General features: G+C 35.3%; 16 protein-coding genes and 2 tRNA genes. All 18 read left to right on the top strand.

What is annotated here, in order from left to right; genetic code table 11:
- Positions 1–65 precede the first annotated feature (65 nt).
- Positions 66–1,109: a spermidine/putrescine ABC transporter ATP-binding protein gene (gene potA / locus H8S00_RS01995; protein WP_118589240.1), complete on the top strand. Its 1,044-nt coding sequence runs from the start codon at positions 66–68 to the stop codon at positions 1,107–1,109.
- A 9-nt stretch (positions 1,110–1,118) separates the two neighbouring features.
- A complete protein-coding gene (locus H8S00_RS01990) occupies positions 1,119–1,949 on the top strand; it encodes an ABC transporter permease (protein ID WP_021952178.1) in 831 nt (276 codons plus the stop codon).
- Positions 1,946–3,823 (top strand): extracellular solute-binding protein, encoded by a 1,878-nt coding sequence (locus H8S00_RS01985; protein ID WP_186839899.1) that lies wholly within the window; start codon positions 1,946–1,948, stop codon positions 3,821–3,823. The genes H8S00_RS01990 and H8S00_RS01985 overlap by 4 nt, the downstream gene beginning before the upstream one ends.
- A gap of 330 nt (positions 3,824–4,153) precedes the next feature.
- Positions 4,154–5,686: a D-alanine--poly(phosphoribitol) ligase subunit DltA gene (dltA, locus tag H8S00_RS01980; protein WP_186839898.1), complete on the top strand. Its 1,533-nt coding sequence runs from the start codon at positions 4,154–4,156 to the stop codon at positions 5,684–5,686.
- The gene (dltB, locus tag H8S00_RS01975) at positions 5,686–6,831 is read left to right on the top strand and encodes a D-alanyl-lipoteichoic acid biosynthesis protein DltB (RefSeq protein WP_186839897.1); all 1,146 of its coding nucleotides are present in this window, start codon (positions 5,686–5,688) and stop codon (positions 6,829–6,831) included. The genes dltA and dltB overlap by 1 nt, the downstream gene beginning before the upstream one ends.
- 40 nt (positions 6,832–6,871) lie before the next feature.
- Positions 6,872–7,102: a D-alanine--poly(phosphoribitol) ligase subunit DltC gene (dltC, locus tag H8S00_RS01970; RefSeq protein ID WP_021952182.1), complete on the top strand. Its 231-nt coding sequence runs from the start codon at positions 6,872–6,874 to the stop codon at positions 7,100–7,102.
- A gap of 15 nt (positions 7,103–7,117) precedes the next feature.
- Complete coding sequence (gene dltD, locus H8S00_RS01965; RefSeq protein WP_186839896.1) at positions 7,118–8,290, top strand: D-alanyl-lipoteichoic acid biosynthesis protein DltD; 1,173 nt, start codon at positions 7,118–7,120, stop codon at positions 8,288–8,290.
- Positions 8,250–8,411: a hypothetical protein gene (locus tag H8S00_RS01960; protein ID WP_186839895.1), complete on the top strand. Its 162-nt coding sequence runs from the start codon at positions 8,250–8,252 to the stop codon at positions 8,409–8,411. The genes dltD and H8S00_RS01960 overlap by 41 nt, the downstream gene beginning before the upstream one ends.
- Before the next feature lie 83 nt (positions 8,412–8,494).
- A complete protein-coding gene (locus H8S00_RS01955; protein ID WP_021952185.1) occupies positions 8,495–9,091 on the top strand; it encodes a CDP-alcohol phosphatidyltransferase family protein in 597 nt (198 codons plus the stop codon).
- A gap of 53 nt (positions 9,092–9,144) precedes the next feature.
- Positions 9,145–9,217 (top strand) — tRNA-Phe (locus H8S00_RS01950).
- A gap of 8 nt (positions 9,218–9,225) precedes the next feature.
- Positions 9,226–9,296: transfer RNA gene (locus tag H8S00_RS01945), tRNA-Gly, on the top strand.
- Between the two features lie 47 nt (positions 9,297–9,343).
- Positions 9,344–11,098: a B12-binding domain-containing radical SAM protein gene (locus tag H8S00_RS01940; protein ID WP_186839894.1), complete on the top strand. Its 1,755-nt coding sequence runs from the start codon at positions 9,344–9,346 to the stop codon at positions 11,096–11,098.
- Positions 11,099–11,108: 10 nt separating this feature from the next.
- Positions 11,109–11,822, top strand: coding sequence for a 3'-5' exonuclease (locus H8S00_RS01935; RefSeq protein WP_186839893.1), 714 nt, complete (start codon positions 11,109–11,111; stop codon positions 11,820–11,822).
- Positions 11,823–12,071: 249 nt separating this feature from the next.
- The gene (locus tag H8S00_RS01930) at positions 12,072–13,523 is read left to right on the top strand and encodes a VanW family protein (protein ID WP_186839892.1); all 1,452 of its coding nucleotides are present in this window, start codon (positions 12,072–12,074) and stop codon (positions 13,521–13,523) included.
- A 12-nt stretch (positions 13,524–13,535) separates the two neighbouring features.
- Entirely contained in the window at positions 13,536–14,504 is a 969-nt protein-coding gene (locus H8S00_RS01925) for an AIR synthase-related protein (RefSeq protein ID WP_186839891.1), read from the top strand.
- Positions 14,505–14,545: 41 nt separating this feature from the next.
- Complete coding sequence (locus H8S00_RS01920) at positions 14,546–15,028, top strand: Lrp/AsnC family transcriptional regulator (RefSeq protein WP_021952191.1); 483 nt, start codon at positions 14,546–14,548, stop codon at positions 15,026–15,028.
- Positions 15,028–16,194 carry an aminotransferase class I/II-fold pyridoxal phosphate-dependent enzyme gene (locus H8S00_RS01915; protein WP_186839890.1) on the top strand — a complete coding sequence of 389 codons (1,167 nt, stop codon included), beginning with the start codon at positions 15,028–15,030 and terminating at the stop codon, positions 16,192–16,194. The genes H8S00_RS01920 and H8S00_RS01915 overlap by 1 nt, the downstream gene beginning before the upstream one ends.
- A 49-nt stretch (positions 16,195–16,243) precedes the next feature.
- Positions 16,244–16,735, top strand: coding sequence for a tRNA (cytidine(34)-2'-O)-methyltransferase (locus tag H8S00_RS01910; protein ID WP_021952193.1), 492 nt, complete (start codon positions 16,244–16,246; stop codon positions 16,733–16,735).
- Positions 16,736–16,764 lie beyond the last annotated feature (29 nt).

Genomic DNA, 16,764 nt, shown 5'->3' with positions numbered 1-16,764 from the left:
TGAAATCTTTGAATAATCAGCCGGCTAATGAAAAGACGACAATACTATTAAAAAAGGAGGCAAAAATGGGAAATACAATTATTGAACTTAAGAATATTTCAAAAAACTTTGGGGAACAACAGGTTTTAAGAGGAATTGACTTAAATATCTATGAAAATGAATTTCTTACACTTTTAGGGCCAAGTGGTTGCGGAAAAACCACAATTCTCAGAATAATAGGCGGTTTTGAAGAGCCAAGTAACGGACAGGTGTTAGTAAGTGGTAAGGATATCTCAAAGATTCCACCATATAAAAGAGAAATCAACACTGTATTCCAGAAATATGCCCTTTTTCCATTTTTAAATGTGTACGACAATATAGCTTTCGGTCTTAATTTAAAAAAGACAGACAAAAATATAATAGATAAAAAAGTGAAGAGAATGCTTGAATTAGTAGGTCTTAAAGGATATGAGAAAAGGGATGTAACAAGCCTTTCAGGAGGGCAGCAGCAAAGAGTTGCCATTGCAAGGGCTTTGGTTAATGAACCAAAGATTTTACTTCTTGATGAGCCACTAGGTGCCCTTGATGCGAAGCTTAGAAAGGATATGCAGACGGAGCTTAAAAAAATTCAAAAGGAAGTAGGCATAACCTTTATATTTGTAACTCACGACCAGGAGGAAGCTCTTACCATGTCTGATACAATAGTTGTAATGAACGACGGAGTTATTCAGCAGATAGGCACCCCCATTGATATTTACAACGAACCACAAAACAGATTTGTGGCGGAATTTATTGGAGAATCCAATATTATTGAAGGAAATATGATAAAGGACTGCCTTGTTAAGTTTGATGATGTAATGTGGGAATGTGTTGACAAGGGATTTAAGGATAACGAGGAAATTGAGGTAGTTTTAAGACCGGAAGATATGGATATAGTGGCACCGGAAGAGGGCAAAGTTGTAGGAAAGGTTGTGTCAAAAATTTTTAAAGGTGTTCATTATGAGTATCTGGTGCAGTGCAAATACAGAAATTATAAGGTGCATACTACGGAAAATATCGAGTTGGGAATTGAAATAGGTCTTACCATAGACCCTTATGATATTCAGGTTATGCACAAAATGGAAAATTAGGAGGTAGCTATGCAGCATTTCAAAGGACTGGTAAAGCCCTATGTGTTATGGTCGTTTTTGCTTATAGCACTTCCCCTTGTATTAGTTGTGCTATATTCCGTAACCACAGGGGATAATTCCCTTATTACGATACATTTTACATTAGATAATTTCAAAAAAATATCAGACCCGGTTTACCTTAATGTATTTGTAAAATCATTGGAAATGGGACTGATAACCACAGTGATATGCCTTGCTTTGGCGTATCCCATGGCATATATAATATCGAAATTTAATGATGAAATACAAAATATTTTAATACTTTTAGTTACAATTCCTATGTGGATTAACACCCTGCTTAGGACATATGCGTGGATTAGCCTTCTTTCAGACAACGGAATAGTGAATACGTTATTAAAAGCCATAGGACTTAATCCGGTAACTATGATGTACACCAATTTCTCGGTTATTATGGGATTGGTATGTGACCTGCTTCCCTTTATGGTTATACCTATTCATACGTCATTAGCCAAAATGGATCATTCATTGGTAGAAGCAGCAGGAGATTTGGGAGCAAATAAATTTCAGACCTTTACGAAGGTTATACTTAAGTTGTCCCTTCCTGGAGTTATAAGTGGTGTTACCATGGTATTTTTGTTATCCATATCATCATTCGTAATTCCGGTATTGTTAGGAGGACATCAGTTTGTATTAATTGGTAACCTTATTGAAAACCAGTTTATTTCCGTGGGAGACTGGAATTTCGGAAGTGCAATATCAGTTATTCTTGCAATAATAATATTGGCAATGATGGGATTAATGAAAAAGATTGATCCGGAAGAAAATGGAGGTGACAAATGAAAAAGAAAATCTCCATAGGCTCAAAATTATACATTACATTAATGTTTGTGTTTTTTTATCTGCCGATTTTGGTGACAATGTTTTTCTCATTTAACTCATCAAAATCCCTTACCAACTTTGCAGGATTTTCCCTTAGATGGTACAGGAAGCTTTTAACAGATAACAACATAATATCAGCAGTATACGTTTCCATAAGTATTGCGTTAATTGCCACGGTGGTATCCACCATTCTTGGAACAATAACAGCCATCGGTTTGTCAAAAAGCAGAAAAGTGCTTAAGGAATGGCTTCTTAACGTAAATAATATGCCCATAATGAATCCGGATATAGTTACGGCTATAGGACTGATGATTTTATTTACGTCAGTTAGAATGGAAAGAGGCTATATTACCATGCTTTTGGCACATATAGCATTTTGTACCCCTTACGTTATTATCAGTGTATATCCAAAAGTAAGAAGCATGGATCATAATCTGGCAGACGTGGCAATGGACTTAGGGGCAACACCATTTCAGGCATTAACAAAGGTAATTATTCCAATGTTAAAACCGGGAATTTATGCGGGAATGCTCCTTGCCTTTACAATGTCAATGGATGATTTTGTGGTTTCATACTTTGTAACAGGAAATGGGGTGTCAAACATTTCCATAGTTGTGTACAACATGTCAAAGAGAACCAACCCGACTATAAACGCACTGTCAACTCTTCTTATTTTACTTATTGTTGTGGTACTGGTGGTTATAAATGTAATACCTGCCATTTATAAGAAGAAAAGAGGGCAAAATGTTGAGAAGGCAAGTGCTGCAACAGGAGTGTGGAAGCGCGTGGTGGCAGTGGTTAGTGCCGTTGCGGTAGTAGGTGTTGCAGTATTTTGTGTAGTAAGATTTAACAATATAAGCAGCAGACCGGTACTTAGGGTTTTTAACAGCGGAGAATACGTTGACCCACAGTTAATAGACAGATTTGAGAAAGAGAACAACTGTGATGTTGTTTACGAAACCTTTGATTCTAACGAAACCATGTATACCAAAATTCAAAGCGGTGCGGAATATGATGTTATTATCCCTTCTGATTACATGGTTGAAAGGTTAATTAGCGAGGATTATCTTCAGAAGATAGATTGGAATCTTATAACCAACAAGGATAAGATTATTCCTTCCCTTCTTGAAAACAGCTTTGATAAAGGTAGTCAGTACGGCGTGCCATATTACTGGGGAACAGTAGGTATTGTCTATGACAAAACTAAGGTAGATGAGAAGGATTTAGCTGAGGGATGGGATATTTTAAAGAACAAAAAGTATAGCGGCAAAATTTATATGTATGACTCAGAAAGGGACTCCTTAATGGTGGCTCTTAAGGCACTGGGATATTCCATGAATACAGATAAAAAATCCCAGTTAGATGAGGCATACAATTGGCTGATAGACCAGCAGAAAACTATGAAACCGGTATATGTTGGAGATGATGTTATGGATAACATGATTTCCGGCAATAAAGATATGGCGGTTGTGTATTCCGGAGATGGTGCATATATAATTTCCGAAAATGAAAATATGGGATTTTTTGTACCAAATCAGGGTTCAAATGTGTGGATTGATGCAATGATTATTACTAAGAATTGCAAAAATACTGAATTAGCCCATAAATATATTAATTACTTTTTACAGGAGGATGTGGCTTTAGAAAATACAAGATATATTGGATATGACAGTGGTGTGAAGTCTGTATACGAACATTTCAGGGATGATGAATATAAGGGAAATCCCGGATGTGCACCGGATACGTCTAATGAGAAGAATGAAGAATTTAAAGATAGGAAACAGGATATAAAGGAATACTGTGCAAGTCTTTGGACTAAGGTTAAATCACATTAGTGGAAATATAGGGCAAAATTAGTAATTCATAAGTTTAAAATAATAAATGTCTTATTAAAATGATTATCTATCTTTTAATAAGGCATTTTTTATGGAATTAAATACAAATTATGGGACAAAACAGATTATGTCAGCCACTTAAATATATGATAGATTGCGGAAATATTAATAATTGTAAAGAAATCTTAATGAAATCTTAATAAAAAAACACTTGTAATTAATATGTATAAGTTGTATAGTTTGTATTAGCCAAGATAGTACAATTGTATCATCATTGAAAAAACTTACCTTTTTTAAGGCACAAATATATTTTACAAAGGGATTAGTGATATGAATATTTTAAAAAAAATTAAAAAAATTTCAACAGAAAATGGAGACAGGATAGCTATTAAAAGTGACGATTCCTGTCTTTCTTATGGTCAGCTGGATGCTTATTCAGATAAGCTTGCTGCATGGATATATAGAAATTATGGTGATACTAAAACACCTGTAATTGTATACGGACATAAAAATCCATATATGATTGTGTGCTTTCTTGCATGTGTTAAGGCAGGAAAGGCATATTGTCCCCAGGACATTTCAATTCCTGACACAAGGGTTGAGGCAACAGTGGAATGTGTTGAGCCTGAGGTTATTTTTCAGGTGGAGGGAGACATCACACTAGATAATGAAAATGTAATAAATTTAGACAAGATAAAGGAAATTATAGAGAAGGAAGAAGAAACTGCCAAGGTGGAAAATTGGGTAAAGCCAGATGATACATATTATATTATTTTCACATCCGGCAGCACAGGAAAGCCAAAGGGAGTTCAGATTACCTTTGACTGCCTTAACAATTATTTAGACTGGTCTGTTACATTATGTGGCGAGGTAAAGGAAAATGAAATATTTAACTTTGGTAATCAGGCACCGTTTTCCTTTGATTTATCAGTAATGGATTTGTACACCTGTTTAGCTTTAGGCGGAACCCTTCATACATTAACAAAGAAAATGCAGGAAGATTACAATGTAATGTTTAATCATTTTGAAGAGGCGAATCTCAATGTGTGGGTTTCAACGCCGTCCTTTGCAGATATGTGTTTAGCAGATAAGAAATTCTGTAGCACAATGATGCCGAATCTTAAAGTATTTTTATTTTGTGGAGAGGTGCTTACAACATCCACTACAAAGAAATTACAGGAGAGATTTCCGGATGTAAAAATTATTAACACATATGGGCCTACAGAATCTACTGTAGCAGTATCAGATGTGCTGATTACACCTGAATTGTTAGAAGAAACCATGGCTAAAGGAAAATCACTTCCGGTAGGACATGAGAAGAAAGGCACATGGCTTGAAATACATGACGAACAGGGAAACAGCCTTCCTGAAGGCGAGCAGGGAGAAATTATTATAATAGGTGATACTGTAAGTACAGGATATTTTAAAAGAGATGACCTTACCGAAAAAGCCTTTTTCACCTGTGAAAGAGAAGAAAAAATGTATCGTGGATACCATACGGGAGATGCAGGATACAAGATTGGCGGACAGCTTTATTACAATGGAAGAATTGATCTTCAGGTAAAATTAAACGGATATAGAATTGAAGTGGAAGATATTGAAAACAACATGTTAAGACTTCCTCAAATAAGCCATGCAGTGGTGTTACCTAATATGAAAGAAGGAAAAGTAAGAAGCCTTACAGCTTTTGTTACAGGAAATCTTGACGGAAAAACTCCAAGTGAGTTTGGAAGAGAGGTTAAAAAGCAGTTAAAGGAAATCCTTCCTGTGTATATGATACCTAAGAAGGTTAAATATGTTGAAGAAATACCAATGAACATTAATGGTAAGGCTGACAGAAAATATCTTGGAGGTCTTTTGTAATGAGTTTTTTTTCAGGAGAATTTTTTTTCACAATGTTAATACCGGTTTTGGTAATTGCCCTTATAATCGGACTTTGTGAAAAAACACTTAAGTGGTACGATATAGCAGTTTCTGTCCTGTTTATAACACTGGTGCTTATAGATACACCGGCAGCATTAATTTATTTTGTAATTTATTTCCTTATAGAACTTGCATTAGTTAAGATTTATGAGCAAATAAGAAAAAAAGGCAGGGTGCTGTGGATATACAGATTGTTTGTTTTTCTGACAATTGTACCCCTTGCGTTATGTAAACTAAATGAACTGGATGCCTTTAAAGGTCTTGGGTGGTTTCAGTTTATTGGAATATCATATTTAACTTTCAGAGTGGTTCAAATCATAATAGAAATGTATGACGGAGTTATAGAGCACATTTCTGTTTCAGATTTTACGGCATTTCTGATTTTCTTCCCAACATTCAGCTGTGGCCCCATTGACCGAAGCAGAAGATTTGAGGGAGATATACAGAAAGCCTATAAGAGAAGTGAATATCTTGAATTATTTGGAAAAGGATTGGAAAAATTCTTTGTAGGTATTGTATATAAATTTGTGTTGGCAGACCTGGCTTACAAGGTTATGATGCAGGTGGTAGAGCCTACGGTATTAAATGAAATTGCTTATGCATACACCTATGGAATATATATGTTTTTTGATTTCGCAGGCTACAGCCTTATGGCAGTGGGATGCGGATATATGCTGGGAGTTAAGGTGCCGGACAACTTTAACAAGCCTTTTATAAGTAAGGATATGAAGGATTTCTGGGCAAGGTGGCATATATCTTTGTCAGAGTGGTTCAGGGATTTTATATTTACCAGATTTATTATTTCATCCACAAAGAAAAAGCGTTTTAAAACCAGACTGACAACAGCCTCAGTGGGCTTCATTATAAATATGTTTGTTATGGGTGTGTGGCACGGACTTAGCCTGTGTTACATAGTATATGGTTTGTACCATGGAATACTTTTGGCACTGACGGAAATTTATCAGAAGAAATCAAAATTCTATAGGAGAAATAAAAAGAAAAAATGGTATTATGTTCTGTCATGGACAGTAACAATTAATCTTGTGATGTTTGGATTCCTGATATTCTCAGGACATCTTATATAAATATAAATAAAAAGTTTTAGAGTTAGAAAGGACATGTGAAATGAAAGAGAAAGTTTTAGATTTATTAGAAGAAGTATGTGACGATGATGTAGTAAGAGAAGATTTAGATATGGATTTATTTGAGGAAGAACTTATGGATTCATTAGCATTTGCTGAGTTGTTAGCTATGATTGAAGATGAACTTGGAGTAGTAATATCTCCATCAGAGGTAGTAAGAAGTCAGGTAAATACAGCAAACAAAATTATTGCTTTAGTAGAAGAAAAGAAATAACAGAGGTAGATTACAATGAAAAACATTAAGGCAATGGGAATTGCATTTATTATGTTTTTAGTTACCATAACCGGGGTAGGAATTGCCACAAAAAACGGCATACCTGCCTACAACATAAGATATGGGACATGGATTAGCACCACAAAATTTGGGTGCAATGACGGAATGAAAAAATTAGTAGATAACGATAATGTTTTTGCTGTTTTTGGTTCGTCGGAATTAAAACACTGTCAACGCTCAGGCTTCCATGCCGACAGCATTTATAAGAACAGTGACATAAAGCCGGTGTTTATTGGAAAGGGCGGTTTTCAAAGCTTAGGACATGCCATAATTCTAGGCTCCATAGGTCAGGAACTTAAAGGGAAAAAGGTGGTAATAAGTGTATCACCTCAATGGTTTAAGTCATATGGTTTCAGAAAGGATGCCTTTGGCTCAATGTATTCAGAAACCAATATGATAGCATTTCTTAAAAATAAAGAAATTAGTGACGAAACAAAGGACTACGTCATTAAGAGAATAAAGGAACTGACAGACGAAAATCCTACAATGTGGAAAAACATTAGGCAGGACATAAAATGGTACAGGGATAATAACGGAAATGTTATTGATACGGTAAGAAAAAATGTTCACAGTGCACTGGCTAATTACAAGGCAGATACAAAGCTATACATTGCATCTGTTGTAAAGGGGTACAGCAATGACACCAATGAGGGTGGAAAAGACCGGATAACCCATTGGAATAAATTATACAAAAAGGCGGTAAAGCGTGGTGAGAAGAAATCAGGTCATAACCGTTTTGGAATGAGTGACAGGATTTACAATAAAAATTACAAAGAGAAGGTAAAAAAGAAAGCATTTAAAGACCTGCAGTATACGTCAGATTCCATGGAATTTGACGACCTTAAATGTTTTATAGATATTTGCAGACAGGAAAATATAGATGTAATGATGGTTATGCAGCCCCTTAATGCCAAGTGGGCAGATTACACTAATTTCCCTAAGGCAAAGAGAGATGAACTTTATGGTGCAGTACGGAATTTTGCAAAAAATAATAATGTGAAATTAGCTGATTTAACATCTATGGAATATGATGATTATATGTTCGAGGATGATAGTCATCTGGCATTGAAAGGACTGGTATATTTTAATGAGCGGATTTACAACTTTTATAAGCAGGATAAAAAATAATGACAAGGCAATGTTTGTGGGAAAGATAATATTTTTCTATGCTATATTTATGATAATCTGGGGATATTTTATTTTATCTCAGGATTCATCAGCACCGGCATTTATATATGAAGAGTTTTAATTGCTAAATGCCGTAAGTATATTTGCCTTCAGGTTTTAAAATAGTAAAATTTGGTGTATACTATCTCCTGTGAGGTGAGTAAAATGGGAAAGAATTTTTGGCATGAATATTTTTCAATACCTAATATAATGGGATATTTTAGAATTGTATTAGTGGCGGTATATATGGTTTTATTTTATAATTCTCTGTCCGGAGGCCCATATATACCGGTTATTCTTACTATCGTGCTGTCAGGAATTACAGATTTTTTTGACGGGAAAATAGCAAGAAGATTTAATATGGTTACGGATTGGGGCAAAATGCTTGACCCCATTGCCGATAAAATTACCTTAGGTGCCATCATTTTAAGTCTTTCTTTTAAATATAAAATAGTTGTGGCTATGGTTGTTTTATATATTATAAAAGAAGGCTTTATGGCAGTTGCCGGTATTGTATCCATTAAAAAAGGTAACAAAATAGAGGGAGCTATGTGGTATGGTAAGGTTTGTACTTTCGGAACATATGTAATACTTATAACATTATTGCTGTTTCCAAATCTCAAACTTACTTTTGTAAATATATTGGTTTTTGTAAATATGGTTATAATGGTATTTACATTAGTTAATTATATTTTTTATTATCATAGGATTTTCAAAAGCTTCCATGTGGAAACTAACGGAAATATGGAAACTTTTTCTTGACAAACATGAAGTTTTAGTGTAGGATTATTTTTGCGTGATGCGAGGTATCACAAGCCTGGTTAGCTCAGTTGGTAGAGCAGAGGACTGAAAATCCTCGTGTCTCTGGTTCGATTCCGGAACCAGGCAGTGAATATGCGGGTGTAGTTCAGTGGTAGAACACCAGCCTTCCAAGCTGGATATGTGGGTTCGATTCCCATCACCCGCTTTTTTTGTACCCAAAAATAAAACCTTTATTAACGCTAGGAGCCGGCTATGAAATATTTATTAGTGGCAGTTAATGCCAAATACATACATTCAAATCTTGCAGTATACAGTCTTAAAACCTACGGTGAAAAATATGGATTATCCCGGGGTAGAGACAATGTAGAAATCGAAATTGCAGAGTATACCATAAACCAATACAAAGAAGAAATAATAAGAGACATATATATGAGAAAACCTGATGCCATAGGTTTTTCCTGCTATATATGGAACATAGTTTTAATTAAAGATGTTATAAAGGATTTTAAGAAAATCTGCCCTAATGTGAAAATATGGGTAGGAGGACCGGAAGTTTCCTACAATATGGAACAGGTACTTAGAGATAATGGAAGTATTGATTATGTAATGTATGGCGAGGGAGAGAAAATATTTAAGGAGGTAATAGAGGCATATAGCCGTAATTCCTTAGAAGAGAGCCTCTCCGATATAAAAGGTCTGGCGTACAGACAGGATGGAAACATTATAATTAATTCTCCTATGCCACTTATTGACATGTCCTCTATTCCTTTTACATATAATGATATGAAGGAGTTTGAAAATAAAATAATTTATTATGAAACTAGCAGGGGATGCCCGTTTTCCTGTAGTTATTGTTTGTCCTCAGTTGAGAAGAAATTAAGATTCAGGGACATTGACATTGTAAAAAAGGAACTTAAGTTTTTTATAGATAATAATACAAAGCAAGTTAAATTTGTTGACAGGACTTTTAACTGTAATCATAGTCATGCCATGGAAATATGGAAATTTATTAAGGAAAATGACAACGGCATTACCAATTTTCATTTTGAAATTGCAGCGGACATTATGACAAAAGAGGAAATAGAACTTATTTCAACTATGCGTCAGGGACTTATTCAGTTAGAAATCGGAGTTCAGTCAGTTAATTTAGACACATTGTCCGCAATAAACAGAAAAACAGCAATACAAAAAATTGCGGATGTTACAAAAAAGATAAAGTCCTATGGTAATATACATCAACATCTTGATTTAATAGCAGGACTTCCTTATGAAGATTATGAATCTTTTAAGCATTCTTTTAATGTAGTTTATGCCATGAAGCCCGACCAACTACAGTTAGGTTTCCTTAAGGTTCTTCACGGCTCGGAAATGGAGATGAGGGCATCAGAGTTTGGGATTGTTTACAGTGACAAACCACCTTATGAGGTTCTAAAAACTAAATGGATTGGATTTGATGAGATTTTAAAATTAAAGGCAGTGGAAAGTGTTGTGGAAATATACTACAACAGTTTTCAGTTTTCAAATACCATTAAATACTTGGAAAGCTGTTTTGAAAGTGCCTTTGATATGTTTTTTGAACTGGGAATGTTTTATAATGAAAAAAGCAGTAATGGTGAGAAGCATTCAAGAGTTGCCAGATACGAAATACTTCTTGAATTTATTAACAAATACCGTAAAAATACCGGTAAAAAATTGGGTATGTGGACAGATGAACTGTCATTTTCCCAGCTTTTAACCCTGGATTTTTATTTAAGGGAAAATGCAAAAAACAGACCGCCGTTTTCTCAGGATAATTCAAAGTATAAAAATATTATAAAGGACTTTTATAAGTCTGAAATGGCAAGGGAGAAGCTTCCCGGATACGAAGATTATGACAGCAGGCAGCTAGAGAGAATGACCCACATGGAAGTATTTAGCCTATGTGGGAAAAATATATATGTGCTGTTTGATTATGAAAACAGAAATGCATTAAGCAAAGAGGCAAAACTGCAAATAATTGATTTATAAGGATGAACTGATGATAAGAGATTATGTATGTGTGGATATAGAAACTACCGGAACTAACGTAGGATATTCAAAAATTTTGGAAATAGGTGCCGTCAAAGTGAGAAACGGCAAAAAAATTGATGTTTTTTCGGAGCTTATTAACCCTGAAATTCCGGTGCCGGGATATATTACTGACCTGACGGGAATAACCAATGATATGGTGTATGGCAAAAGAGGAATAGAGGAAATACTTCCTGAATTTATTGATTTTGCCGGGGACGACATTTTGTTAGGACATAATATAAGATTTGATTACAGCTTTTTAAAACAGGGTGCCATTGACCTTAAACTGGATTTTGATAAAAAGGGAATGGATACGCTGAAAATTGCCAGAAAGGTTTTACCGGATTTAGAAAGCAGGGCTCTTGATTATCTTTGTACATATTATGGCATAAAGGATGAAAATCATCATCGTGCCTTTAATGATGCAGAGGTGACGGCAAAACTGTTTGAAATACTTATGGAGCAGTATGGGGGAAAATATCCGGAGATGTTTGAACCTTTTGATTTCAAGTTTAAGGTAAAAAAAATACAGCCTATAACGGACAAACAAAAGAAATATCTTACGGATTTAATGAAATATCATAACATACAGCCGGATTTTAATATTGATAGTCTTACAAAGAGTGAAGCATCTAAAAAAATAGACAAAATTATATCGGAAAAAGGCAAAATTTTATACTAGGAGAAAATAATCACTTGTGATATACTCATTAATTGTACAGGTAGGTGAATCTATAGAATAATAGTAAGTTTTGCGGTGAAATCTAAAAGGAGAAATTAAGATGGGATTTTTTAATAACAAAAGAAATCAGAGAATAATAGCTGGCACAATTGCAGTTCTTTTAGTGGCAGCTATGATAGTAACAACAGTTTTAAGTTTCTAGTATGTAGCAGAAGGCAGGTATTAATGGAAAACATTTCGGAGGGAAAAATGAAGTGGATTAAGCAATTAAGTTTATTGCTGATAACTTTAGTGTTATTAACAGGTTCGGTGCAGATATTTGCTGCTTCACAAAGCACGGAAGCTAAAGATGACGAAGTTATAAAAGAAGGTATCTTCATTGGCGATGTTAATGTTGGAAAATTAACATATAAGGAAGCCAAAAAGAAAATTCAGGATAGAGTTAAGGAACTCTCAGATGTTAAGGTAACTCTTAACGTAAACAAGAACATAATTGAAACAACTCTTAAGGAGTTAGGATATAAGTGGTCTAACAGTGAGGTTCTTGATGAAGCAGCAGGATTAGGTAAGTCCGGAAACGTTATAAAGAGATATAAGGACGAACTTGATTTAAAGAATGAGGGAATGAAGTACACTCTTAATATGGACTTTAAGAAAGAAAGTCTTAAAAAGAAGTTGAAAACAGAGTGTGACCCATATAACATAAAGGCGAAAAATGCATCCTTAGAGGCTACAGGTCATGGCTTTAAGATTATTCCTGAAAAGGAAGGATGTGTAGTTGACTATGATAAGTCAACAAATAATCTTTATGATTTTGTAATGAAAAAATGGAATAAAAAGTCTGACATTACGTTTGATACTGTAATACAGGTTTCAAAACCGGAGTATACAACAGAGGATTGCAAGAAGGTTTCTAACGAACCAATGGGCAGTTGGACTACATATTTTACAACCGGCGCTTCCTATGACAACAGAAACATGAACATTAAAAACGGTGCTGAAAAGTTAAACGGGAATGTTTTATATCCGGGAGAAAGCTTTTCATGTAATGAGCACCTTGTTCCATGGACTGAGGATAACGGATGGTATCCGGCAGGGACATATGTAGACGGTGGCGTCGCAGACAGCCTTGGAGGTGGAATCTGTCAGGTATCAAGTACATTATATAATGCATTACTTAGGGCGGAAATAAAGGTAACTAAGCGTTTCTCCCATTCAATGGCAGTTTCATATGTTGATTTGGCAGCAGATGCGGCTTTGGCCGGAGACTACAAGGATTTGGTGTTTGAAAATGATACTGACGCACCTATATATATTCAGGGTGTATACAGTTCAAGTGGTTCCATAACCTTTAATATTTACGGACATGACACAAGGAAGGCAAGTCATTCGGTTAAATACGAAAGTGAATTAGTTAGCACTACGCCGATTAAGACAGAGGAAAGAAAGGATCCGACACAGCCTGTAGGATATACTGAAACCAAGTCAGGACATACAGGATATGTTGCAAAGCTTTGGAAAATAACATATGAAAACGGAAAGGAAGTAAGCAAGGAATTACTTCATACTAGTACATATGCCATGTCTCCTTCAGTTACCATAATTGGTACTAAGGGTGGCGACTCAAAGGCGTCGGATGAACCGGAGACAAAAAAGTCAACAGACAAAAAAAAGACGAAAACAAAGAAAAGTGATGAATAAAGGCGGTAAATTATGCAAATGGGAAAAGTTTCTGAAATAACGTATAAACGTTCAGTGAAGAAGAAACTGTCATCTGATTTGGAGGGAACAGCTTTAGGAGTTGATGCCGCAGAATTATTATTAGAAGACACTACGGTCGTGGTGTCTTCTAATTGTATATTGAAGTGGTTTTCAGGCTGTGAGGAATATTATCTTCAAAAGACCATAAATATGTTATACGAAAAAGGTGGACAGCCTGAATATTTACAGTTAGAGATTAATATTCCTTTGGAATATGAGGAAAAAAAGTTAGGAAAAATCATTAAAAATTTTGATGATGCATCTAAGGCTAAGAATATAAATATTGCATACTGTAGAGTGTATAAAGGTGTAGTGGATGATGTTGTAGCTCACATAACAGTTTTGGGAAACAGAAATAATGATATTAAACTGATGGATAGAAGACTGGTAAAACCGGGAATGCAGGTAGTTATGGCAGGAACCATAGCAGTGGGAGGAACAGCAGTTATATCCTCACTTAAAAAGGATGAACTTCTTAAAAAATTCAATCCGGGCTTTGTGCAAAGGTGTGTTGAATTAAAAAAATATACAGATATTGAAAAAGTAATGAAAATCATTCCGAAAAATGATACAATAACTTTACATGCGGTTTCGGATGGGGGAGTTTTTTCGGCATTATGGGAATTAGCATCTTCAGCAGATATTGGCATTGAAGCTTATATTAAAAAAATACCTGTTATGCAGGAGACAATTGAGGTGGCGGAACTTTTCGGATATAACCCCTATATGTTAGACGGAACAGGAGCACTTCTTATAATATGCAATGAAGGTGAAAACATCGTGCAGGAACTTAATGCCAATGGAATAACTGCCGAAATTATTGGACAGTTAACAGACGGAAAAGACAGGGTTGTAATAAATAAAGAAGAGCGAAGATATTTAGAACCATCACGGGGTGATGAAATTTATAAGTATCTGTAAATTAGTTTATAAAAATATATGATTTATGGAGAGGAGAATATATGAGGGAAGAAATATTAAGATTAATAGAAAAAAACAGTAAAATTGATATTCATGAAATTGCAATTTTGTTAGGTGTCAGCGAAGGAGAAGTGGCAAATGAAATTGCAGATATGGAAAAGGAAAAAGTTATTTGCGGTTATTACACTTTAATTGACTGGGAAAAAACCAGTGATGAAAGAGTTACTGCCCTTATTGAAGTAAAGGCTACGCCACAAAGAGGCAGCGGATTTGATGAAACAGCAGAGAGAATCTACAAATATGATGAGGTAAAGGCAGTTTACCTTATGTCAGGGGGATTTGACTTTACTGTTATAGTAGAAGAAAAGACCATGAAGGAAATTGCACAGTTTGTGTCCAGCAAACTTTCAACCCTTGATGCCATTCTTAATACGGCAACACATTTTGTCCTTAAAAAATATAAGGATTATGGAATGGTTTTAAATGAAAAAGAAAAAGATGAAAGGATGTTGGTGACACCGTAATGAGAGATCCGTTGTCAAATACAGTAAAAGAGATTAAGCCATCAGGTATTAGAAAGTTTTTTGATGTTGTCAGCGAAATGAAGGATGCCATATCCTTAGGAGTTGGAGAACCGGATTTTGATACACCGTGGCATATAAGAGAAGAGGGAATATACAGTCTTGAAAAGGGACGTACATTTTACACATCTAATGCGGGACTTAAGGAACTTCGTGTAGAGATTTGTAATTATCTGCAAAGAAGATTAGGACTTGAGTATCATTTTAATGATGAAATCATAGTAACTGTAGGTGGAAGCGAGGCAATAGATTTGGCTATAAGGGCAATGATAGATCCCGGTGATGAGGTCCTTGTGCCACAGCCAAGTTTTGTTTCATATATTCCATGTGTTCAATTGGCATATGGAAAGCCGGTACCTATTGAATTAAAAGAAGAAAATAATTTTAAGCTTACTAAGGATGAGATTTTAGAAAAAATCACGGATAAAACTAAGCTACTTGTTTTACCTTTCCCAAATAATCCTACAGGTGCAACGTTAGACAGGAAAGACTTAGAGGAAATTGCAGAGGTATGTATTGATAAAGATATTTTTGTGCTTTCAGATGAAATATATTCAGAACTTACATATAACGGTGAACATGTTTCCATAGCGTGTATACCGGGAATGAGGGAAAGAACGGTGCTGATTAATGGCTTTTCAAAGGCTTATGCCATGACAGGCTGGAGATTAGGATATGCTGCAGCGCCTGCAGTAATTATGAAGCAAATGATAAAAATTCATCAGTTTGCCATTATGTCTGCACCTACTACCAGTCAGTATGCGGCAATTGAAGCAATGAAAAATGGTGACGAGGACGTAAAGCGTATGTGCGAGTCCTATAACCAGAGAAGAAGATTTGTGCTACATAGATTTAAAGAAATGGGGCTTGACTGTTTTGAGCCTTTTGGGGCATTTTATGCCTTCCCAAGCATAAAGAAATTCGGGATGACTTCCGATGAATTTGCTACAAGACTTCTTAAGGAAGAAAAGGTGGCTGTAGTTCCGGGAATTGCTTTCGGAGACTGTGGTGAGGGCTTTTTAAGAATCTCCTATGCATATTCCTTGGAAGATTTAAAGGAAGCACTAGGCAGATTGGAAAAATTTGTAATAAGAATTTCAGCTGAATAAACATACAGACATAATTGTTAAAGATTAATAAGGAAAAGAGGCTAAAATAATGAATGTTGTTTTGTTAGAACCGGAAATTCCACAGAATACGGGAAATATAGGAAGAACATGTTGTGCTACAGGTACAAAACTGCATCTTATAGAACCAATGGGATTCCGCATAAACGAAAAGTCACTTAAACGTGCAGGAATGGATTACTGGGAAAATTTAGATGTTACAATATATGACAGCTATAATGATTTTCTGGAACAAAATCCTAATGCAAAAATGTGGTATGCTACAACTAAAGCACCAAAGCGTTATACGGACGTGGAGTTTGGGACGGATGATTTTATAATGTTTGGGAAGGAAAGCGCAGGTATACCTGAAGAAATATTAGTAGATAATAAAGAGGGATGTATAAGGATACCTATGAATCCGGATATACGTTCTCTTAATCTTGCAAATTCAGTGTCGATTGTGCTGTATGAGGCACTGAGACAAAACGATTTTGCAGGTATGCAGATGGAGGGAGAGCTACATAGACTAAAGTGGATGTAGTTTACCATATATATCAAAAGAAAAGAGGG

Source organism: Eubacterium segne (assembly GCF_014287775.1).
Lineage (GTDB): Bacteria > Bacillota > Clostridia > Lachnospirales > Lachnospiraceae > Eubacterium_G > Eubacterium_G segne.
The sequence above is the reverse complement of the archived record's forward strand: the minus strand, read 5'-3'. Positions and strand labels throughout refer to the sequence as shown.